This is a genomic window from Ignavibacteriota bacterium, assembly GCA_016713565.1.
Lineage (GTDB): Bacteria > Bacteroidota > Ignavibacteria > Ignavibacteriales > Melioribacteraceae.
Window position 1 is genome coordinate 757,895 of record JADJOX010000007.1, and the last position, 24,058, is coordinate 781,952.

General features: G+C 32.4%; 17 protein-coding genes and 3 pseudogenes. 4 read left to right on the forward strand and 16 right to left on the reverse strand.

Annotation, left to right across the window (positions count from 1 at the left end; all coding sequences use genetic code 11):
- The first annotated feature begins 102 nt into the window (after nt 1-102).
- A complete protein-coding gene (locus tag IPK06_10645) occupies nt 103-660 on the forward strand; it encodes a PepSY-associated TM helix domain-containing protein (protein MBK7980429.1) in 558 nt (185 codons plus the stop codon).
- 105 nt (nt 661-765) lie between these two features.
- A complete protein-coding gene (locus IPK06_10650; GenBank protein MBK7980430.1) occupies nt 766-3,540 on the forward strand; it encodes an insulinase family protein in 2,775 nt (924 codons plus the stop codon).
- A 27-nt stretch (nt 3,541-3,567) separates the two neighbouring features.
- On the opposite strand, the gene IPK06_10655 is transcribed toward IPK06_10650, so the two are convergent.
- The 14 genes and pseudogenes from IPK06_10655 to IPK06_10720 form a co-directional block, all read right to left on the reverse strand.
- The gene (locus IPK06_10655) at nt 3,568-4,374 is read right to left on the reverse strand and encodes an alpha/beta hydrolase (protein MBK7980431.1); all 807 of its coding nucleotides are present in this window, start codon (nt 4,372-4,374) and stop codon (nt 3,568-3,570) included.
- Between the two features lie 73 nt (nt 4,375-4,447).
- A complete protein-coding gene (locus IPK06_10660; GenBank protein ID MBK7980432.1) occupies nt 4,448-5,584 on the reverse strand; it encodes a saccharopine dehydrogenase family protein in 1,137 nt (378 codons plus the stop codon).
- A gap of 158 nt (nt 5,585-5,742) precedes the next feature.
- A complete protein-coding gene (locus tag IPK06_10665; GenBank protein ID MBK7980433.1) occupies nt 5,743-7,230 on the reverse strand; it encodes a hypothetical protein in 1,488 nt (495 codons plus the stop codon).
- Nucleotides 7,227-9,263 carry a Type 1 glutamine amidotransferase-like domain-containing protein gene (locus IPK06_10670; protein MBK7980434.1) on the reverse strand — a complete coding sequence of 679 codons (2,037 nt, stop codon included), beginning with the start codon at nt 9,261-9,263 and terminating at the stop codon, nt 7,227-7,229. Before IPK06_10670 ends, IPK06_10665 begins: the two co-directional genes overlap by 4 nt.
- Entirely contained in the window at nt 9,253-10,248 is a 996-nt protein-coding gene (locus tag IPK06_10675; GenBank protein ID MBK7980435.1) for a PorV/PorQ family protein, read from the reverse strand. Before IPK06_10675 ends, IPK06_10670 begins: the two co-directional genes overlap by 11 nt.
- 14 nt (nt 10,249-10,262) lie before the next feature.
- Nucleotides 10,263-11,531 (reverse strand): hypothetical protein, encoded by a 1,269-nt coding sequence (locus IPK06_10680; GenBank protein ID MBK7980436.1) that lies wholly within the window; start codon nt 11,529-11,531, stop codon nt 10,263-10,265.
- A gap of 204 nt (nt 11,532-11,735) precedes the next feature.
- Nucleotides 11,736-12,983, reverse strand: coding sequence for a hypothetical protein (locus IPK06_10685; protein MBK7980437.1), 1,248 nt, complete (start codon nt 12,981-12,983; stop codon nt 11,736-11,738).
- A 21-nt stretch (nt 12,984-13,004) separates the two neighbouring features.
- Nucleotides 13,005-15,170 (reverse strand): TonB-dependent receptor, encoded by a 2,166-nt coding sequence (locus tag IPK06_10690; protein ID MBK7980438.1) that lies wholly within the window; start codon nt 15,168-15,170, stop codon nt 13,005-13,007.
- Nucleotides 15,171-15,247: 77 nt separating this feature from the next.
- Nucleotides 15,248-15,463 (reverse strand): carboxypeptidase-like regulatory domain-containing protein, encoded by a 216-nt coding sequence (locus tag IPK06_10695; GenBank protein MBK7980439.1) that lies wholly within the window; start codon nt 15,461-15,463, stop codon nt 15,248-15,250.
- Nucleotides 15,460-16,329, reverse strand: a complete 870-nt coding sequence (locus IPK06_10700; protein MBK7980440.1) for a MurR/RpiR family transcriptional regulator — start codon at nt 16,327-16,329, stop codon at nt 15,460-15,462. Before IPK06_10700 ends, IPK06_10695 begins: the two co-directional genes overlap by 4 nt.
- Before the next feature lie 19 nt (nt 16,330-16,348).
- Entirely contained in the window at nt 16,349-17,473 is a 1,125-nt protein-coding gene (locus IPK06_10705; protein MBK7980441.1) for a T9SS type A sorting domain-containing protein, read from the reverse strand.
- A 40-nt stretch (nt 17,474-17,513) separates the two neighbouring features.
- A pseudogene (locus tag IPK06_10710) lies at nt 17,514-18,630 on the reverse strand (YfcC family protein).
- The gene (locus IPK06_10715) at nt 18,630-19,481 is read right to left on the reverse strand and encodes a cyanophycinase (protein MBK7980442.1); all 852 of its coding nucleotides are present in this window, start codon (nt 19,479-19,481) and stop codon (nt 18,630-18,632) included. The pseudogene IPK06_10710 and the gene IPK06_10715 overlap by 1 nt, the downstream one beginning before the upstream one ends.
- A 6-nt stretch (nt 19,482-19,487) precedes the next feature.
- Nucleotides 19,488-20,375 carry a M20/M25/M40 family metallo-hydrolase gene (locus tag IPK06_10720; GenBank protein ID MBK7980443.1) on the reverse strand — a complete coding sequence of 296 codons (888 nt, stop codon included), beginning with the start codon at nt 20,373-20,375 and terminating at the stop codon, nt 19,488-19,490.
- Nucleotides 20,376-20,761: 386 nt separating this feature from the next.
- On the opposite strand from IPK06_10720, the pseudogene menC reads away from it, so the two are divergent.
- Nucleotides 20,762-21,864, forward strand: a pseudogene (gene menC, locus IPK06_10725) (o-succinylbenzoate synthase).
- A 50-nt stretch (nt 21,865-21,914) separates the two neighbouring features.
- Nucleotides 21,915-22,609: pseudogene (locus tag IPK06_10730) on the forward strand (TIGR00730 family Rossman fold protein).
- Between the two features lie 41 nt (nt 22,610-22,650).
- Here IPK06_10730 and IPK06_10735 read toward each other — a convergent pair.
- Nucleotides 22,651-23,112 carry a DUF1905 domain-containing protein gene (locus IPK06_10735; protein ID MBK7980444.1) on the reverse strand — a complete coding sequence of 154 codons (462 nt, stop codon included), beginning with the start codon at nt 23,110-23,112 and terminating at the stop codon, nt 22,651-22,653.
- Between the two features lie 5 nt (nt 23,113-23,117).
- On the reverse strand, nt 23,118-24,056 hold the full coding sequence (locus tag IPK06_10740; GenBank protein MBK7980445.1) for an aspartate/glutamate racemase family protein: 939 nt from the start codon (nt 24,054-24,056) through the stop codon (nt 23,118-23,120).
- Nucleotides 24,057-24,058: the final 2 nt, after the last annotated feature.

Consider the following 24,058-nt stretch of genomic DNA (forward strand, 5'->3'; position numbering starts at 1 on the left):
TAGCTCATCCAATATTTAAATAAAAATTGTAATTATTTTTAAAAATCATTCCTTATTTTTTATCTTTTTAACAAAAATAATTTTTTACTATTCAGATTTTTAATGAAGGTTAGAAAAATAATTCGCGGCTTGCATAGAGATGTAGGCTATATTGCATTTGGATTAATAATTATATATTCAATTTCAGGCATTGCAGTTAATCATGTAAATGACTGGAATCCAAATTATAATATTTCTAAAGACACATTAATAATTTCATCAAATATCGATTCAAGTTTATCAACCACAGAGTTGGCAAAAATATTAGCACAGTATTTCTCAATAAATGACAGCATAAAAAGTTCATTCCGTTCAAACCCAAATAAAATTGATATTTTTTTTCAGAAAAAAACACTTTCCGCCAATTTGCAAACTAAGATTGCGGTTTTAGAAAAAGTCGAAAACAGATTTATTTTGCGAGAATCTAATTTTCTTCACTTAAATCATGCTAAAAAAATATGGACTTGGATTGCCGATATTTTCGCGGTTTCTTTAATATTCCTCGCTGTATCAGGATTGATTATGATAAAAGGGAAATTGGGATTTTTAGGCAGAGGTAAATGGTTTATGCTCTTAGGATTAATAATTCCGATTCTATTTTTATTCTTATACTTTTACTAATGTTTTAAATGAAACTTTAACAATTTCCTACCGTCAAATTATTACCTATCAATAAAAGTAATTTATTATTAATTTTAATTTTAACTAATAAACAGAGGCAATATGATGAAACAAAAATCAGTCATTTTCTTTCTTATGCTGTTCTCAGCAATAATTTATCCGCAAAAAATTGAAGATATTGATATTAAATATGAAAAATTTGTGCTGGATAATGGTTTAACTTTAATTGTGCACGAAGATCACAAAGCGCCAATTGTTGCAGTAAATGTTTGGTATCATGTAGGTTCCAAAAATGAGAAACAAGGAAAAACGGGATTTGCGCATTTATTCGAGCACTTAATGTTCAACGGAAGTGAAAATTTTGATGATGATTATTTCCAAGCAATGGAAAGAGTCGGCGCAACAGACTTAAATGGTACTACAAATGAAGATAGAACAAATTATTTCCAAAATGTTCCAACATCGGCTGTAGACCTGGCATTATGGATGGAATCCGACAGAATGGGGCATTTAGTTGGAGCAATTACTCAGGCAAAGCTTGATGAACAGCGCGGAGTTGTACAAAATGAAAAACGTCAAGGTGAAAACCAGCCTTATGCTTTAGCTTATGAAATGATCCAAACTAATACTTATCCAAAAGGGCATCCATATTCTTGGACAGTAATAGGCTCAATGGAAGATTTGGATGCGGCTAGTTTAGAAGATGTTCATGAATGGTTTAAAACTTATTACGGTGCCGCTAATGCCGTATTAGTTGTTGCGGGTGATATTACTGCAAAAGAAGCTAAAGAAAAAGTTGAAAAATATTTTGGTGATATTCCTTCCGGACCGCCCATAAAAAAACATGAAATCTGGGTAGCAAAAATGGAAGGCAGCAAAAGACAAATTGCGCAAGATAGAGTTCCCCAAGCAAAAATTTACAAAACATGGAACATTCCTGAATGGAAAAATAAAGAATTGGTATACTTAGACTTAGCCAGCGATGTTCTTGCATCCGGTAAAGTTTCCAGACTTTATAAAAGATTGGTTTATGAAGATCAAATTGCAACAAATGTTGCAGCTTATTATGACGGTAAAGAAATTGGAAGTCAATTTCAAATTGAAGCAACGGCAAAACCTGGTGTTGATTTGGCAATTGTTGAAAAAGCTCTTGATGAAGAATTAGCAAAGTTTTTAAAGGAGGGACCGACTCAAAAAGAATTGGAAAGAGTAAAAACTCAACACCTTGCAAATTTTATTAGAGGCATTGAGAGAATAGGCGGCTTTGGCGGTAAATCCGATATTCTTGCACAGAGTGAAGTTTTTGGCGGCACACCGGATTTTTATAAAGAAAAATTGAAATGGGTCTCTGGCGCAACTGCTAAAGATCTGCAAAATACCGCGGTTAAGTGGCTCTCCGATGGTGTTAACATTCTTGAAGTTTATCCTTTTCCTCAATATAGCGAAGCTTCAATTAGTGCTGATAGATCCAAATTACCTGAAACTGGAACACCACCTGCTGCAAAATTTCCGAATATTCAAAATGCTACTTTATCTAACGGGTTAAAAATAATGCTTGCACAAAGCGACGCAATTCCTGTTGTTGATTTTAGAATGGTAGTCGATGCGGGTTATTCTTCCGATCAATTTGCTTTGCCAGGAACAGCATCGTTAGCCTTATCAATGATGCAGGAAGGAACCAAGTCAAAATCATCTCTGCAGATAAGCGAAGAACTTGCGATGCTTGGCGCCAATTTAAATACATATTCGAACTTAGACGTATCAACAGTAGCTCTATCTTCGTTAAAATCTAATTTAGATAAATCATTAAATCTTTTTGCCGATGTACTTTTAAATCCTTCATTTCCAGAAAATGAATTGGAAAGATTAAAGAAAGAAACTTTTTCAAGAATTCAAAGAGAGAAAGCAACTCCAATTCAAATGGCATTGCGAGTTTTCCCTCAATATATTTACGGAAAAGACCACGCATACGGTTTACCTTTTACCGGCTCAGGTTATGAAGAAACAGTTGCTAAAATTACGAAAGCCGATCTTGAAAAGTTTCATAAAACATGGATAAGACCAAATAACTCAACGCTTGTTGTTGTTGGCGATATTTCCATGAATGAAATTAAAAGCAAATTGGAAGAGCTCTTTGATAATTGGGAAAAAGCTGATGTACCGAAAAAGAATATTTCTCAAGTTGGATTAAAAGAAAAATCAACAATTTATTTGATGGACAGACCTGGTTCACAGCAATCCATTATTTTAGCCGGAAACGCCGCGCCTCCAAAATCTGACAAGGACAATATTGCGCTTGAAGAAATGAATACTATCTTAGGAGGATCATTTACTTCAAGAATAAATATGAACTTACGTGAAGATAAACATTGGTCATACGGTTCACAGAGTATATTGTTGGGTGCAAGAGGACAAAGACCATTTTTGGTTTTCGCAATGGTTCAATCCGATAAAACAAAAGAATCCGTTGAAGAAATTAAAAAAGAATTGAACGGAATTTTGGGATCTAAACCTGCAACTTCCGATGAATTAAATAAAGTAAAATTAAATGAAACTTTAAGCTTGCCTGGAAGTTGGGAAACCGGCGGTGCAATTGCAGGATCATTGGCAGAAATGGTTCAATACGGTTATCCCGAAGATTATTTTGAAACATATGCATCCAAAATTAATGCCTTAAGTTTACAGGATATTAATAATGCTGCATCAAAAGTTTTAAAACCGGAAAAAATAGATTGGGTTGTTGTAGGTGATAAAGCTCAAGTTGAAGAAAATCTTAAACAACTTGGTATGGAAATTAAACTTATTGATACTGATGGAAATGTTATTGAACAAGACTTGAAAAAAGCGGTTAAGACAGAAACTTCAAAAATGAATAATTAATTATTAAAATTTGAGAGACGCAAGTCTTTATTGATCTTCGCGTCTCTCATTCTTTCCAAATAAAAATTCCAACGGTAAATGAAGTCTTTTCGCCCAATCACTTTCAGTGTGCTTGCCTCCAATATCTAAATATGATTTGAAGTTTAAAGAATCTTTAAAATTATTCTCAAGTAGGTATTCAGTCATCTTAATAAAATCATTAATCAATTCACTTTCCTCACTTCCGCAGTCAATGTATAATTTTAATTTATCAGTAATATTCAATGGAACATTTTTGATCATGCGGAATATTTCACCTTCATTAACCCAAAAAGAATTGGATAAACACGCTGCTTTCCCAAATATTTTAGGAAAATTCCAAAATAACTGAAATGAAAACAATCCGCCTAAGGAAGAACCCATTACGGCTGTTTGAGAAGCAAAAGGAAATGTTCTATAATTTTCATCTATAAATGATTTTAATTCCTTAATAAGAAAACTTGCGTACTTTTTCCCTTTTTCCGAAAAATAATTATATTCGTCAAATCGATCTTTATAATTATAAATACCTACTACAATAATTTCTTCAACAATTTTTGACGCGAACAATTTGCTTAAAACTTCATCTACCTTCCAGTCATATCCAATGTAAGACGTAATTGGATTGAAAAGATTTTGTCCATCCTGCATATATAAAACCGGATAGCGTTTAGCGCTTATATTATAAGATGGCGGAAGTAAAATTATTATATCTCGTTCGTTCTTTAAATTTACGCTGTAAAATTCATGAAGATATTCAATATCGCCAACGATCTCATCTGAATTAATTATATATGAATTGAGATTATCACTCATTAATTTTAATCAACTTGATTTAACAATTGTTCAAAGATACAAACTCATTAATCAAATGCGATAAATAAATTTTCTAAATGTTTTCAATTACCTGATCGTAATAAACTCCTCTTTCCTGCAATCCCTTCAGCATAAAATTCACACAATCTTGATTTTGTCCGATAAACTCCGGCGGATAAACTCCCTTTTGTTCAAATAAACCTTCAGCCAGCATTCTAATTGCGGTTGTTGCCGTATATCCGGTTGTTCTTGCCATTGAGTGAACTTTGGATTTTGAATCATATCTATCAAGCAAATTATAGACATATCTTAATTTTTTGTTTTCTTTTTCACCTTCTACAATAATTTTCATAATTGTGAATTCTTCGTCACCGCTTTTTAATTCCCACATCGGAAATAATAGTTTACTCGTTAAATCTATCGGTTTTATTTTATTTCCTTTAATTTCAATTTCATTTGAGCTAAAAAAACCGACTTCACGCAATATTTTCATTTTTTCAATATGTCCGGGGTACCGCAGAGTTTTTTCCTTCATATTTGGAACATTTAAAGTAAACGCCAAAGATCTTAATCCGTCGCTGTTAAATGCTTCCAAAGTTCCAACTTCCGGGAAATTCATTAATTCCGGATCGGATAAAGCCGGCTTGATTATTAAGTTTCCATTTTCAACATATCTTGCGGGACGTGTATATTCCTCAATTACATCAATCGGTGAAAACGGAGCTTTATATTCAAACGGATATTCTCTCACACTCGGTAAACCGCCCACGTAAATTAAAATTGTTTCGGTTTCATCCAAAATTGAATACGCATAGCCCGCTAATAAATTGCTCATTCCGGGAGCAACGCCGCAATCAACAAGTGCCGTTACATTTTTACTTTTTGCCAATTCATCAAGCTGAATTGTATCCTCAGGCGAAAATGCTATATCGACAACATTTTTTCCCGCGGTAATTATTTCCTTTAAAGTTTCAAATCCCATAAAACCGGGTACGGCATTTAAGACAATATCGTAATTTTGAAGCAGTTCTCTTAAATCTATTTTATTAGATAAGTCGCTTTCTATTTTTTGAATATTAAATTCATCTGAAATTTTCTCAAGATTTTTCTTATTTATATCAGCGATTGCAACTTCAAATTTTTCATCTTGCGAAAGATCCATTGCCATTGGTCTGCCAACCAAACCCGCACCCAATACTAAAACTTTCATTTTTATTTTCTCCTTAATTATTAATTATTTTTAAAAACTAAAATCTACTAATTAAGTTATAATCCGCTGAAACGGTTACCGAATGATACGGCGGAAAAATAATTTGAAATATTATAAATGAAAATTCTTAGCATTGTTTTTATGAAATTAAATATCAATTATTCTCTTGTTACTTTAAGAATTGGATAACGATCATTCAATTTAATCAAATTATTATAATTTTTATATGTCGACAATCCAAGCATAGATTTTGGTTCTAAGGCAATAGAAATTAAATTCCCATACAGTTGATTTAAAGGGACAAAATAATATTCGTTTTCTAAATTCTCCGGATCAATTTTATTAATTTCGCATTTAGGATTAATTACCATATCTCCTTCAAAATCAATTGAATCGATTTTGGTAATTAAATATTCCTCAACAACATCATTTTTATTCGGCTTATAATTAGTCATTTCAATTTTATATCTGTAAATCCAAGAGATCAAATCCGTTGAGTCTTTGTGAATTAAATAACCAATAGGTTTATCAACACTAAATAAAGATTTTACAACCGGTCTAAAATTCTTAACATAAAATGTTGTGTCATTTCCGCTTCTTAATGAAAGAAGATGGAATTCCATTTCTGTTCCATTTGAAAAATGATCAAGCTGAACGGCGACTTCTTCATTTTGTTTTGGCTTAATCAGTTTTTCTCTTTCTTCAGCAACTATCCTTTTTATTTTTTTATTGTTTGAATAAAGGTACTTAATAAATCCCATCATTCCGGATTTTTGACCTTCCGCTCTTCTCTTTATATTATTTACAGAATAATCAATTCCATTAATTCCTTCTTGAATAAACGAAAAAGAATTTAAAATTCCAAAAGATTGTCTTCCATCGTTTATGTCAAATGTGCTGTATCTGATATAATTGTTTTCTTCCATACCGCCCGGCGAATAAATATTAAAAGAATATCCATTTTCATTAAGGTACTTTTTTATGTAAGGCAAATAGTCATTGTTAGTCAGATCTCGAATTTTTTGTGAAATGTTAATATTTGTGCTTCCTCCAACTTGAACATCAAAATTTCTTCTGTAAGCGACCGAATCTTCGAAAGGATAATATTCATGCACATCTAAATTCGCATCAAATAAATATTGATTGAATAAATTATGAATTGCTATGGTTTCGGGTTCGGTTAAAATTAAGTGGTTTCTATTCAGATCGGCATTGTTGCCGTTTCTTCTTTTATTTTTTTCGCCGCCGTCTGCGTTTACCTGAGGAATTAAAGCAAGATCAATTTTATCGAAAATATATTTATTCTCTTTCTTTAACAAATCATTGACCAATAAAAGCGCTCCTTCTTTTCCCGATGGTTCATTACCATGCTGCTGTGCAAATATTATAACTTTTATTTTTTTAGGATTTGTTCCGAATTTTTCATTCGAAAAGAACAAACAATACATATCTCTTTTTTCAACCGTTTGCCCAATTATTTTTGCTTCAACAAGATCATTGGATTTATCAATATTTACAATAAAATTCACCATATCGGAGTATTTTGTTATTTCTTGGTAATTTGATTTTTCTAATGGAGTAAGAATATTTTGCGTAAAAATATTGTTAAAAACAATCAGCAATGTTATTACAATTTTGTATTTCATTTTAATAGCACCATAGATTTAGTAATTGTAGAATTATTTGTTTTTAAAGTGTAAAAGTAAATTCCGGATGGTAAAATTTTAGATTCGAAAATCGCCTCGTGATTTCCTTTATTCAAATTATCATTTATCAAAGTTGAAATTTCTTTTCCAATTATATCATATATTTTTAACACAACATGTGATTTTTCCTCCAGTTCAAATCTGATCGTTGTGCTTGGATTGAACGGATTTGGAAAATTCTGATCAAGTATAAGATCATGCTTAATATTTTTATTGTGACTTTTTTCTATCGAATTAATGACATCAAATTTTCTTTCGGAAATTAAATAAATGAAATCCGGATTATTAGAAAGTGAAATTGAAATATTATTCATTGCCGCGATTTGTCTATTGCCGGAATTTCCGCTTGCTTTATAATTTGAAAAATCAAAATGTGTCGAATTTGATGCGTCGACAAATATATATGGAGTTATGCATTCACCTGAAAATTTCAAATTCGAAAGATCTATTTCAATTTTATCATTCCCATTTAAGAATAAACCATATTTTTTTTGATTCTTTGCCATATTCCAGAAAACAGAACTGATATCATTTTCGTAAAAATCACTGTTATTAAATATTGCAGGCTGAAATACAAAATCGTCAGCGATATTAAGTCCATTTGAAAATTTCATTCTACCATAATAAGATGCATAAATATCATTTTTATTATAATACATAAATTTTTCAGAAATTAGTTTTCCGCAATTCCCAATAAACATAACGGGTTTGTTTTGATCTAAATAATTTTTAAATGCGATTGCGGTCACAAAGCTTGAATCGGCTAATTTGCTAATTATATTGAGTGAATCACTAAATAAAATTATATAATCGGCATTTTCAATTTCCTGATAATTCTCGTTTGAATTTAATGATGCATCATTAATAAAAATAAAATTGGAGTTAATTGATATCGAATCTAAAAATTCATTTAGTACTAAAGCATTTGATTCAAACTCTTCATTTGAAATTATTAAAACTTTCTTATTTACAAAATTTATAAGTTCTTCCTTAATTAATTCCTTTTTAGGATTTGATAATTCCAGTCCGCTGAACAATACTAATTTATTCTTACCTGAAACTCCTTCAGTAAAATTTATAGTATGTGCTGTTGGCGGTATAAATTCGATACTTCTATTATTAAGATTATATTTCCATCCTTTAATAAGTTGATCGGCGTGAAGATTTTCAATTGTCAAATTATTTTCAAAAGAGAAATATTCAGTGTCATTTTCTTTATGAACAAAGAGCACACAACCGCTTCCAGTAACTTCAGCAATACCGTTGGGATAAATACATAATGCTGTGGCATCGTCAATTCCGATACCCAGAAGATCACTATTATTATTGAAATAGTTATTGTAAAGAAAAGTTAACAATCTTCCTTGTCTTGCTCTTTCAGTTAAATGCGAATCGAATATTACGCCGTCAACCAAATTCAAGAAATCATTTTCGAATTGCATATAGTTGTTAAAAGGATTTTGTAAAGCTTCCTCGGAATAAACAGTTCCATTTTTCGCGCTAAAATCCGATTGACCAAGTACAGCAGCTCCTGCGCTCGTTCCGGCAACCACACCTCCATATTTAAATACGGACATTATAGCAGAATCCAAAAGCGTATTTTTCCATAATCTTACATAATCCCATTGATCACCGCCTTTTATAAAAATTGCTTTTGCTGAAATAACTTCGTCAAAAATAGTCTGCAGATTGGCTTTACTTTTTGAATTTACTTTGATATTAAATGCGGTATCGGCACCAAATGACATAAAATAATTTGGTATCCAGTTTGTTTCATCATTGGCAGAAAGTACAACAATTTTACCGAAATTAGACTTTGAGACAATCCAAGAATAGGGTTCATCACTCCAGTCGCTGTAATCTTCCGATCCTCCGCCGATTGCGCAAATATATCCTTGTGCATAAGATATATTTGCAATTAGAATGGTGAAAAGAAATAATATTAACTTTTTTTTTTCAAAATTAGAAACCAAGACCTATTGAAATCCTGTGTACACTTGGCAAAATATCATATAATGAATAAGCATAATCAAAATTTATTTTTGTGTTTTGAAAAATTACATTTGCTCCTGCGCCGAATGTAAAATCTTGATCGCTGTAATTATATTTATAACCGCCTCTTAAAAAGAATCTGTCAAAAAATGAAAACTCAGTGCCAAAATGAGCTCTTTCTTTGTTATCATTAGGATGAGTTACATCAATAGCTCCCGCAACTTTTACAAAATCATATTTTAAAATATCGAATCCAATTCCTATTTGGAAATTTAAAGGAAGCGGAAAATACGATGTTGAAAGTCTGCTTGGCGTTAATCTGCTCAAAGGAAAATCCTCATCTTTTCTATATGTAAAATCCAGATCCGTTCCGTCAAATTTTGTATCTGGACCAAAATTGGTCATGCTCATTGCAATTGTAAGATTTTGAAAATCTAGTAAATATTGTGTTCCAACATCAAAAGCAATTGCGTCGGCAGATTCATTCCATATTCTTTGTGAAATATATTTAACCGTTAATCCAACAGAAAATCTATCTGTTAAATATTTGGCATAAGTTAAAGACAATGCAACATCATTGCCGTCAAAATATCTTCCTGTTCCGTTCGGTTCCTCTTCAGTTGTAATTTCCATTTTTTCAGTGCTCAACACAATTATTGATGCTCCAAAAGTTCCGACGTTTTCAATATTGTAAACTAACGCAGCGGCATTAAAATCAAAGAGATCAAACCAATTCATATAAGAGAAATGCGCGTCGACATTTTTCACTTTTGAAATTCCTGCAGGATTCCAAAACAATGCTTCAGCATCACCGGTCAATCCTACAAGCGCTCCGCCCATTGATTCTGCTCTTGCTCCAACCGGAATTTGAAGAAACTGCGCCCCGGATGTTCCTAAATTTGGATTTTGTGCGAACAACATTTTGCCGGTAATTAAAATTAGAATAATCAGAAATTTTTTTTCCATTTTTTCTCCAACCATTATTTAATTACAGCAAATCTTTCTTTAAACTCAGTTAACTTTGTTTTTACAACATACATATAAATTCCAGAAGCAATTTCGCGTCCGCCTTCTGATCTTAAATCCCAGACTTCGGTTCCGTTGGCCGCATTATGGTAAATTGTTTTTACTAAATCCGCATCTACCGTAAAAATATAAATTGTGCATTCTGAAGGTAGATTAATGAATTGAATTTGTCGCAGCGGTTCTTTTCTCAACTCGCCGTATTCAATTTCATAAAGTGAAGAAGCTACATAAGGATTCGGGACAACTCTTATCTTAGAAATATTTTCTTTGATCACCGAATTATTTATTTCCGAACCGCGGATTTCAAATTTGTACGAATCCTTTATATTAGGTAAAATCGGTTTTATTGTTTCTACGGAAAATTTATTATTGTTAGCCGGTAACCCTTCAAACTTAATTGTTCCCGTTATTCCGTTAAATGAAAAAGAATCAGAATTAAATAAAGTATCGGCGGTAATGTTTGTTCCATTAACGGAAAGTATTACAAAATTATTTCCATTTAATGTACCGTTACCATCAATAGAAACAAGATATATTTGATCAATAACGGAATCCGGATTTTCCACGCTGAAATTGATTTCAATATTATCTGTTCCGCCAATTCTGGAAACGCTTTTGATCAAATTCGGCTGATCCAATCTTATGGAAACTCCGTCGGTCGTAGTTTGAGTTTGATTTAAACCATAAGGGCGATTATTTATTACATTATCTAAATTGTTCTTTAAAACATTCAACGCAAAATTTATTGTTATTACATCATTTTCTTCCGGTAAATATTTAGCTTCTGTGAGAGAATTATCTCGCATTGAAATTTTTAATCCTTCACCGGAAATATTTATGTCTCTGCCGCCGGCCGGATAGTTATAGCCGGTTCTTATATCCGTATTTAAGGTAACGTTTCTAAGATCAAAACTTGTAGGAGAAGTGAACGTTAAAGAATATTTATAAGGTTTCGTAGCATTTGAGTCTGTAACAATTATGCTTACATTTGTAGCTAAATCTCCGTTTTCAATTCGAGGAATAAAAGCAAATGACGTTTTGTAATTATTTGATTCTAAATTATCATCATCAATAACCGAGGCATTTAATATATAATTTGAATTGCCTGTTTTAAGATTAACAACATTATCTATTTTTACCATTTCCCTGCCTAAAGCATCGGAACGCGGAGTTACTGAAATTGTATTAACTGCTTCAAGTGTATTTCCGATCGGACTTTCCAAACTCTCAATAGTAGCATTTCCTTGATCATAAGCTGTTATAGAATACCAATATTCAAATCCATTTATTATTGTTGAATCTACAAAACTATATTGCAGTCCGGTGTTGCTCCCAATTTGATTTATCTGATCAAAATCAGCAATTAATTCCCAGTTTATTCCCTTATCTTTGCTTCTATATAATCTGTATCCTTCAAAATCATATCCTTAAAATTCATCGAAACTTTGTTCTGCCTCGTCGTTCCAAAACAAAGTCGCTTTAAAGTTTCCTTCTGAAGCATTAAGCTTTGGTCGTGAAGGCGGTTTTGGAAGATTGAAATTAACGTCGACAGCATTATTTGCAACGTCAGCGTATTTAATCAATTCTTCATAATCCTCTCCGGCAACAAACGCAGTATAAAATACTAACGTATCATTAACATCTAATGTATATGGTCCGGAAGAAAGATATCCGACCAAATCCAAACCCGCAGCCGGGATTGTTGCAGGATCATCATAGTGTAAACTTGTATTGTCGCCTAGATGAAAGAATCTGCTGCTTAATGATGAATTATATAAACTTTTACTTGAAGATAAAATTCCATATTGAACGGTATCAATATCCAAATCATCATCGTACAAACTATAATGCATATCGGTAATACCGAGTTCAACCCCATTAACTTCAGGAGTTTTAAGAAGAGCTACACCGAAAAATCCGGTTTTTCCATCCTGCCATTCAGTTGTTTTCCCGTCGTCATAAAAATAAATTAGATTCTTTTCTTTAATAAAATTAAGTTTATCATCTTTATATTCGGCAATTCCGCCGCTTGCGTCACCAATGTCAATATCATTATAAAGTCCAAAAAACAGATCTTCAATTTTTTTATTGCTCGTATTTGTAATTTCAAACTTAAAGAAAAGTATATTTTTCGCAAATTTAGTTCCAAATGCATATCCGGTTTGGGCCATTTGAATACCGATAATTCCATCTGTATTATTACTGTCGTTAAATACACAATAACTGTCTTGGTCAGAAAGAATTAAATTATTGCCATTAGCATCTTTTACGGGCCAGCCTAAATTTTTATTCCACGAATTGGGATCATCACTCATTGCTACTCTTGCGGTATCGCTGTTATGATAACCGTGAGCCGCTTCCCATTCTTCATCATCTGTATATCTTGCCTGAACAACGTTGCCGGGAATTCCAACAAATTGATTAACTCGGTAGATATATTGTTTTCCGCTGTTTATCGGAAATTCTCCCGAAGGACCCTGAGTAATACTTCTTGGGTAAAGCTTTCCCCTATTTTCAAAAAACAAACCAATATTGCTTGCGTTGTGAATACCGGCAGCGCGATCTTCAATTTTTGCATTTTTACTCACGTTATAAAAATTTTGTTTTTCATTTTTATCTTGAGCAATAATAGAAGTAACTATTAGTAAATAAAATAATATTGATTTCTTTTTCATCAAATTTTTCTCGCTGAAGAATTAATTAAATCTAAATGTAAAACCCAACCTTATTGATCTAGGCGGACCAAAGTTTGAAGGATCCTTCATATATTCAATTGAATAATCACCTTGCTGAGTAAATTCAGGATCACCTGTATCTGTATAAACATATATTATATTTCTATGATCAGTTAAATTCAGTATCTCTGCAAAAATTCTCAACGTCATATCATTGTATATTTTCAATTCTTTTCCAATCATTAAATCAAGATTGTAAATCCCTGGTTGACGGAGTGAATTTTTTTCAACAAAACCAACATCTCTTCCACCCGGTGTATATGGCGCTCCTGAACTTGCCTTAAAGATTATGCTAAAGTCCATGTTTTGAAAAATTTTTTCACCGAATAATTCCAGTCCTTCGTTTTCCGGAATTATATAAGTCCCGCTGGCGTTGAAAACATGCGGCCTATCAAAATCTAAAAAGTAAAGCTGTGTTGATTCTTCGGTACCCGGATATTGTTCAGTTTCAGAAGATGCGCTTCCTTTTGCCACCGCGTAAGTGTATGTTAGCCCGCCGCTGAAGTATTTATCGGGACGAACATCTAAAGTAAGTTCAAAACCTTTTATGTTCGCGTAATCTTCATTTACGTAAAGCGTATACCCTGTATATCTTCCATCAACAAAAGGAAAATAATATCTTGTTCCTATTAAGCCGGTTATATCTCTATAATATGCTGTTAGATTAAGCGCGGTTCTGTCCGAAAATTGGTGAGCGATTCCAACTTCGTATGAAATTGTTCGTTGCGCGTCTAAGTTTGGCTGACCGAAAAGCGGTTCGCGAACATTCAAGTCATATTGTTTATTCTCAAATAAATATTGAAAATCCGGATTTTGGAAAAAGTGTCCATATGAAAAATGAAGTTTTGTTCTATCCGAAATTGGATGAGCGATTCCAAATCTTGGTGAAATTTGAGAGCGAGATTTAACTTTTAAATTTGAATTTGGTTTTAACGGATCATCTCTAAAAATTGCGTTTGCATTTAAGTAATCTAATCTTACACCCAAATTTATTACTAAATAAGGAAGTTCAATTTTATCTTGAACATAAGCTGCGCCTTCAAACGGGTTTTCAAAATAATCGTCTATGTAAGGAAAGTTTCTTTTGGGATCGTAAATCTCAAATAATTTTGCCCAATGCCTTTTGTATGATAAACCAAATTTGACTTCATTCATTGAGCCGATTTGCCATACCGCATCCGACTTTAAATCAAATGTAGCAGTTCTTGAGCTAACTAACTCAAGTGGATTTGCCAATTTATAAAATTCAAAACCGTCACCGTATTCGTCAAAGTATTGAAAATCACTAGTTCCAATATATTCGGAAGTATCTTTTCCAACTCCGGAATTATAACCTTGATTGAAATAAGAAAATTTTACATCATAGAAAAAATTATTAGCAATAGTGTGAGTAAATGACAAAGTGCTTTGCCAGCTATCAGTATTTGTAACCAAATATTGTTCGGGAATATATTTATATGAATGATTATAATTTTGATTTTTTCCCAAACTTCCTCTGTTAGTTAAAGAAATTTTTATGTTGGGAATTACAGTTGTAGAAATTTTTGCAAAAAATGATTTATCGTTTCTGAATCCAAAAGGTAGATAACTTCCCCGTTTATCAATTTCACCTGTTATAAAAAAGTTAAACTGCGGTGAAAAAATCGGTCCGCTAAGGCTCGCGTTAATTCTGTTTTCATGCAAATCTTTATAACGTTCAATTCCAAATTCGCTTGTTCTTGCTTCAATTTTACCTGAATATTTATCGGAACCGTCTCTAGTTACAATATTAACAATACCGCTAAGTGCGTTTCCATATTCCGCGTTAAAAGTTCCGCTGAGCAGACTCATTTCTTGAATTGCGTCATTATTAATTTGTGTTGCCAAACCTCCCAATAAAGGATCGGTAACCAAAGTTCCGTCAATCATGTAGGCAACTTCGTTGGATCTTCCACCGCGAACATGCAGGTTGGATCCGCTGCCCACAACTCCTGCTTGAAGTGAAAGCAATTCTGTAAATGTTTGCACCGGCAAAGATTCTATCTCTTCTCTTGTCACAACTGAAATACTGCTTGTTACGTCCTTTTGAATTAATGGAGTTTTAGCGGTTACAACAACATCCTGAACTTGAATTGACTGCGAAGTCAAATCAATATTTAGCTGCGTAGTTTGGTCAACTACAACCGATACATTTTTAATTGTAGTGGTCTCATATCCAATAAAACTTACTTTAACATTATATTTTTCGGCGGAATATTCAAAATTACATAATTCCCGTTTACATCTGTTGCGGCGCCAAGATTTGTTCCTTCTATTAAAATATTTGCACCGATTAGAGGTTCTCCGGTTTGCGAATCTTTAATTACGCCGGATATTTTTCCGGTCACTCCGCCAAAAAGAATAAATGGAAAACACAAAAAAAGCAGAAATATTTTTTTCATTTGGAACTCTTAAAAATTGTTAAATTTTGTGAGATCATTATTGATTCCGATTCTTTTAGTATTTTTTTTGCACGGTGTTTGTCCTTTATTGCACAAGCCGTAGCAATTGCATTTATTAAAACGGAAATAGCCGCAAATGAATTTGTAAAAAGCATATTATCGCTGTTAACTATTAAACTTGTTTTAGAATGAAATGTTACGGGTGATGCGGCTTTATTTGTAATAGCAATTACTTCTATTTTTCTTTCATTTGCAAATTGTGCGGTTTCAATAGTTTCCTTTGAATAAGGCGGAAAAGAAAAAACTATTAAAAGATCTTTTGAATCCATAAAAAGAATTTGTTCATGGAATAACGTATGAGTATGTTTTAGTACGGAAGAATTTATTCCAATTTGATTCAATTGATATGCTAAAATTTCCGCCAATAAATAAGAAATTCCCAAGCCCGCTGTATAAACTACTTTCGCTTTGGAAATTTTTTGAATAGTGAAGTCGAAATTTTTCCGTTCTATCAAGTTCAGCGTATCATTAATGTTTTTGATATCTAAATTTGCAACTTCGGTTAGTAAATCTTCCTCTATTCGATGTTTCTCAAATAGAGGAAAGATTTCCTTTTTTTGCAATTCTTTTTGAAGTGAAAGCGCAATTTCTTCTCTTAATTCGCTGAATCCTTTAAATCCGATTCTTTGCGCAAATCTTACAATTGACGCAACACTTGCTTTTGTACTAATGGAAAGATCATTAACATTTAAAAAAGGGATTTTATCAAAGTTATTTATTACATAATCAGCAATTATCTTATGATTCTTAGGTAATTTATTATAACTCTGAATAATCTTTTCTTTTATTTGCTTATATCTATCCATCAAAATATTATTAGTTTAACTATTTAATCAACGTCATTTTTCTTGTCAAAAATTGCTTTTCGGTTTGTAAACTATAAATATACATTCCCGATGGAAGCATACTCGCGTCAAAATTTACTGAATGTGTTCCGGCATCCAAAATTTGATTTACTACTTGCGCAACTTCTTCACCAAGCAGATTAAATACTTTTAAAGTAACTTGCGATTTTTCCGGTAAACCGAAACTAATTGTTGTATTCAGGTTGAACGGATTTGGATAGTTTTGGTTCAACGTAAATTCCGATGGAATATTTTTAACCTCAGATTTTACATCCGTCAACATTTCATATTTCTGCTGAGCTTCTTCTAAACTTGCCAACATTGCTGCTTCATTTTCACCATACGCCATCGCAAGATAAATTACAACCGAATCGCCAGGGGCAATTGTTCTTGAATTAAAAGCAGGAATTAAAATGGGATCGTCAACAACAGGATCGTCTGGTTTAATGATAAATGGACTATCGAAATTATTGTATGTTAACCAACTGTAGTATGACGTATCAACTTGATAGCTATCATACCAAACCATAGATTTAAGTGATTTGAAATCGCTGTTCAATGATTTAAATCCAACCGCTTCATGTTTTTTAATCGATAATACTTTTGATTCTGCGGAATAAGTAACCGTATCGCCGCCGGAATATGATCCTTCAACTTCTGGAATTATATCTAAACCAACAATTGCATCAATCGCGTTTGATTCTCTGCTGATTAAAGTATATTTCGCAATAATAAAGTTTTTATCCTGCCAGCAATAAATATTTTCTTTTTGAAATATACTTGGCGGTAGTCCGGAATAATCATTATTAAAGCTTCCATATACCTCATAATCACCAAATGTTGGGTTATCAAGTATTTGTACGTCTTCTTCAATTTCGATATCATTGTCATAATCAAATACTGATTCTGCACCGGTGCCGACTAAAGTAGTCACTCTATAAATTTGACGAATTGTGTCCGGCATAGTATAAAGTGCCACTCTTCCATATGCGGTTACGTAAACATTTAATTTTCCAATGTACAAATCAGCTTGCGCATTTGTTTCCGAGTTAAAGCTTACGATATTTAGAAGAAAAAAGGTAAATAATAGAATCGCTTTTTTCATTTTTGCCTCTCTGTTTTTTTGTTGAAAAATAATTTGAATTTTATTGCCAACCAATAAGATTCGGTGGAACAAGAAGTAAAAACCCTAATAACATTAAAATAATCTGCAGCGGTAAAACCCATTTAGCCCATTTTTCCCAAGGAACTTTTGCCATTGATAATGCACCCATAGTTACCGCAGAAGTTGGAATAATAATATTTGTGTATTCACCAAATTGAAATGCCAAAATTGCTGTTTGGCGCGAAACACCCGCTAAATCTGCTAAAGGAGCCATGATTGGCATTGTTAAAGCCGCTTGACCGCTTCCAGAATGAACAAAGAAATTAATTATTGCCTGAACAACAAACATTTTTTGCGATGCAAATATTGGCGACGATGATTGAATAAAAGGAGATAATCCATATAAAACCGTATCAATAATTTGTCCGTCTCTCGATATTACCAATGTTGCTCTTGCTAAAGCAACTATTAATGCAGTGCCTACTAAATCTTTTGCGCCTTCAATAAAACTTTTAATAATTACATCGCCGGTTAATCCGCCAATAATTCCCACTAAAATTCCCATAATGAAAAACATACCGGCAATTTCTTGAATATACCATCCGAATTCTATTACACCGACAACGAGCATAATCAAAGATAATAAAAATGTAAGCAGAACCAATTTGTGCTTTTTGGTAAAAATTTTATCATTGCCCGAAAGATTTTGCTCATTTAACTTTCGCTGTTGGTCTTCATTATACATGGGACTAATTTTAGGATCTTTACTAAGTCGTTTTATATAGAATAAGAGAAATAAAATTGCTACAGTTGTAGAAATTGCCCAACTGATAATTCTGTATCCAATTCCGGAAAATAACGGTACTTCAGCAATACCTTGTGCAATACCGACATTAAATGGATTTAGGAAGGCACTTGCAAATCCAATGTGCGCTCCAACCAAAGGAATGGCAACACCTATAATAGAATCGTAACCTAATGCTATTGCTACCGGGACTAGTATCAAAACGAAAGGAATTATTTCTTCGTTCTTTTATAATTCTTTCATATTGTCCGCCGGGAATTATCCAAGTAAGTATTGCAATAAAAACAAGAATGAGAAATATAAGCAGATAAGTGTTCGGAACTTTAAATTTATATTTCTTCGTTTCTTTCATTATTCAATAACTTTATGTGATTTTAGATTATATTTATCACCGCTAATCAAAACATCAAGTTTCATATTTGTAATTCCGAGATTTCCGTTTTTATCTTCACGAATATTTTTGCCTTCTATTGGATCATAAACTAACACCTGGTTACTTCCGTAAACTTCAAAAGTGCTGTCGGGACTAACAATTATTGAAGTAGATTCGTCAATTGCGACTCCCGTCAAAGTTGGATGTTCAATTAAGGCGGCAATTGTTCTGTTATGTCTTTTTCGCTTTAAGAAATGCTGATCGATAATTACGGTTTTAAGAAATCCAAAACCTCTTTTTGTTTCAACATTTCCCTTTTCAATTGTTAAAAATATTCCAGTCGAATCATTTCTTATCAATTCATTTCCCGTGATCATAACTTCGCTCATTATGGCAGCACCGGCACTCGTTCCACCAACTACACCGCCATTATTATAAATATCAAAAACTTTTTTTAATAATTTAGAACCCAGCATATCTCTGGCTAAATCGCTTTGATCTCCGCCCAAAAAGAAAACTGAATTCGCCCAATTCATTTTTTTGAGATTTGCTTCGTCATCTGCCGTTTCTTTTGTAAAGATTAAATATTCAGCTTGTGCTCCAAGATCGGTAAGTTCCTTAACTTGTATTTCACTGTTGAGTACAGGCTCTGATCCAGCATTTGGTATTACAATTACTTTCGCATTTTTTCCGCCCGCAAGTTCTACAAATTTTGTGATAATTTCACTTGTTTGCACTCCCCCGACAATTACCAATTTACCCTTAGTTTTTGCAAAGTACGGAGTACAAATTATTAATAGAGTTAAGATTGAAACAAAATATTTTTTCATGGTATTTTACTTTTTTATTATTTCTAATGCTATTTCTGCTGATTTAATCAAATCTTCAATGTAAATAAATTCATCATTTGAATGGGGATTTTGTGCGCCAATGCCTAAATTAATTGCTTCTATTCCTCTTTCATTAAGTGAATTCGCATCACTGCCGCCAAGCGAAATTTTTGGTGTTGGAGTTAATTTAACTTTTTCAATTGCATTTTTTGTTTCTTGGAATACATGTGATTTTTCTGAAATTGTAAAAGGTTTAAAATCCCAAAAATATTCAAATTCAATTTTGGCATTAAGTTTCGCGGATTCTTCTTCAAAAATTTTTATTGTTTCATCGAACTGCAGCTTTACTTTATTAACGTCAAATGATCTAATTTCACCTTCAAGTTCGGCATATTCGGGAATCACATTAACAGCCGAGCCGCTTTTGAACAATCCTATATTCATTGTGCTGTCATCGTCAATTCTTCCAAGCGGAAGTCTGCTAATTGCATTTGCCGCTACCGCCATTGCGTTTATTCCTTTTTCCGGAGCAATACCCGAATGTGAAGCTTTTCCGAAGATCTTAATTTTAAATCCAAGATCACCGCATGAAGAATAAATAAAGTTGCCGGGACGATAGCCGGAATCAAATATAAAAGCATGATTTATATTCCCATTTATTCCCAAATATTTTGAACCAAATAAAGTCGTTTCTTCGCATGTTGTAAATGCTACAGTAAAATCTTTAACAGAAATCTTTTCTTGTGATATTTTTTCCAAAGTATAGAGCAGTACCGCAATCCCCGCTCTGTTATCAACACCAAGAACCGTATCGCCGGAAGATATAATTCTATCTTCAAGAATTTGCGGTTTTAATTTTTCGGTTGGACGTGCGGTATCCATGTGCGACAGCATTACAAAATTACCTCCGCTTCCAATTTTACAAATAATATTGTTCGTGTTGCTTTTCGTAAATTCAGAAGCTGTATCTTCTTCAACAGAAAAATTTAAGCTTACTAAAAGCTTTTAATAAATTCAGCAACGGCTTTTTCGTTGCCGGATACACCGTCAATTGATGCTAATTTGAGGAATAATTCTATTAGTCTAAGTGAGTTCATACTGTAATTGCTTTTACATTGTAAATTTATTGTGTAATGGTTGTTACAGATTACAAAAAATATTTATGTATGTCAAGTCTAATTTTTAAACTGCAAAAATTTTATTTGGTATTTTTAATAATTATAAAAAAATGTCAAATAAGATTCATAGTTTTCATATATTCATTTTATAAAAGAGGGATTATGTTAATCGATAGCGTAGAACTATATCATATTAAAATGGAATTGGTTTCTCCGTTTACAACTTCAATGGGGACCGAATATGATGAAGAACATATTATTGTAAAAGTTAACTCTGAAGGCATTTCAGGTTACGGGGAAAGTGTCGCTGAAGGTACGCCATTTTACTCTTATGAAACTGTAACAACCGCTTGGCACATTTTAAAAGATTTTCTGATCACTGAAATCTTACAAAAGATTTGAAAAATGTTAACGAGGCAATTTTACTTTGGGAAAAAGTCCGAGGACACAGAATGGCAAAAGCGGGAATTGAAGCCGCACTTTGGGACCTTTTCGCAAAATCACAAAATCAATCACTTTCAAAAATTTTGGGCGGAAATAAAAATAAAATTGATGTCGGCGTAAGCATTGGAATTCAATCGGATCCTTCTATATTGATAAAAAAAGTACAAGGATATTTGGAAGAAGGTTATAAAAGAATTAAAATCAAAATTGCTCCAAATGAAGATTTACAATATATTAAGGCATTGCGTATAGAATTTCCAAACCTTCTTCTGCAAGTTGACGCAAATTCCGCTTATAATATTGAGCATTTAAGTTTATTCAAAGAAATGGACAAATTTAATTTATTGTTAATTGAGCAGCCATTATCTTATGATGATATTTATGAGCATTCCAAATTGCAAAGTGAATTGAATACTCCGATCTGTTTGGATGAAAGTATCCATTCTTTAGCAGATACAAAGGCGGCAATTGAGTTAAGCAGCTGCAAAATAATAAATATTAAACCGGGAAGAGTCGGCGGATTTACAGAATCTAAATTGATTCATGATTACTGCATGAATAAAAATATTCCCGTTTGGCACGGCGGAATGCTGGAATCCGGAATAGGAAGAGCGGGAAATGTTGCTTTAGCATCACTGCCTAATTTTACTTTACCTGGAGATATTTCCGCAAGTAAACGATATTATAAAGAAGATATTGTTGAACCTGAATTTTTTGTTAACAAAGACGGAACAATGGATGTTCCTTCTAAACCCGGAATTGGTGTTGAAGTAAATCAAAAAATGCTGGAAAAAGTAACGGTGAGAAAAGAAAAATTTTAAATTAAAATTTTCGATAGTAGTTTAACTAATTATATAAAGAATATTTTATCATGGAAAACAATAATAATCAGTCACAAATTGAACATCAGCTTCAAAACTCGCAGGAAGATCTTTGGAGAGTTTTTAGAATTATGTCGGAATTCGTTGAAGGTTTTGAGACAATGTCGAAGATAAAACCAAGCGTTATAATTTTTGGTTCGGCCCGTACAAAACCCGAAGATAAGTTTTATAAATTGGCGGAAGATGTTGCGCAGGAAATTGTTAAAAAAGGATTTGGGATAATTACCGGCGGCGGACCGGGAATTATGGAAGCCGGAAATAAAGGCGCCAAACAAGCAGGCGGAAGTTCAACTGGAATAAATATTGAATTACCTCACGAGCAATACGCAAACCCTTTTATTGATCAAGATAAACTTTTAAACTTCAGGTATTTTTTCATTCGCAAGACTATGTTTTTAAATATGCTCAAGGTTATGTTTTAATGCCTGGCGGATTCGGCACCGTAGATGAAGGTTTTGAAGTTCTTACTTTAATTCAAACCGGAAAAACAACCAAATTCCCCGTTGTTTTAATGGGTAAAGAATTTTGGGGAGGATTAATAGAATGGATAAAGGAATTTCAGCTAAAACAAGGATACATAAATAAAGAAGATTTGGATTTGTTCAGCTTAACTGATGATCCAAAAGAAGCAGCGCAAATTATTTACAATTTTCATAAAGGCAAAAAGCTTACAACTAATTTTTAGCTTAATTCAAATTTTTATTTTTTTTAGAAAGCTTAAAAATCTTAAGAAAATTTTTTACCGTTGGAAATCATATCTAAAGCTTTAATGATCCTCTTTTTTCTTGTTTCTTCCTTTTTTGCTTCTTCTATCCAACGAACGTATTCTTTTCTATGAGTATAGGCAAATTTTTCAAATGTCTCTTTTGCTGTTTTATTTGTATCTAGAACAATTTGAAAATCATGTGGAACTTCAACAATCCTGGGTTCGGTATCTTGTTCCACAATTACTTCAATAATTTCTCCAATTTCCTTTTTTAACGCATTTCTTATTTCTTTCCTTATTCCAAGTAAATGAAATTCCATACCCATTGGAGCAAGCGAACCTCTATATTCAATTCCTTCAAACGAAGCTTTTACTTTAACTTGACCTTTGGTCCCAAACTCTTTTTTGACATCATATGGAAAGAAAACAAATGTTCCGCCTCCCTTTGCCATTATTTCAGCTTTATATTTATATTTTTTCATTCTCACTAATGTTCTATTGACAATAATTTTTCATCAAATGTAAATAAGTTTGGTATGTGTTCATTTCTTATTAACGCATCGACTAAATTCCGTGAATCATTTATCAATAATTTTGATAAAATATTTATTTGATCTTCTTTAAGTTTTACCCGACTTAAAACACGATTTGTAACAAAATTTTCTCGGCTATTACTATTAGCAAAAATCCCATTAAAAATATCCGCCATTTTTTCATTTGGATTAATAATTGTATAATTCTTACCTACTAGTTCGGACATTTTTTCTTCAAATACATTTTTACTGTAAACATAATGAGTACATGCTAAAACTACAAAAAAATGTTTTTTAGGATCTCGAATCTTTTTTATCGCTTCATGCAGATATTTTTTAACCAATATATTAACTTCTGTACTATTAGGATTGATCTGAATTTCGCTTTCCAAATATTCACATGATTGATTTATTATTTTATTTTCATCACTTCCAAATTTAATTAACTTAGCTTTATGAATATTGGAATTTATTGTTGTTTCGGTTCCAATTACAATAACATTAAAATCAGACACGGTATTTATTTTAGAAAGGAGCATTTCAATTCCGCTTTCAACAATTCCAATAACCGGAATTTTTATTTGTTTTGCCGCTTCTGTTTGATCATATAAAACCGAAAGAGTATTACAAGCGATTAAAATCATATCCGGATTAAATTTCATCATTCCCTGCAAAGCAGAATCAAAAACAATAAGTTTATCATTATTATTTTTCAAACTGTTGTAGCCTAAATTTCCTCCGGCAAAAGAATTGAAATAAATCAATTCGAATTTTTTATTTCCATTTATTCTAAGTTTTTTATCCATTAATGCTTGGACGGATAATCCGCCCAAACCTGAATCGGTAGTAACGATTCTAAATTCATTTTTTGTTAATAAATTCAAATTATCCAATA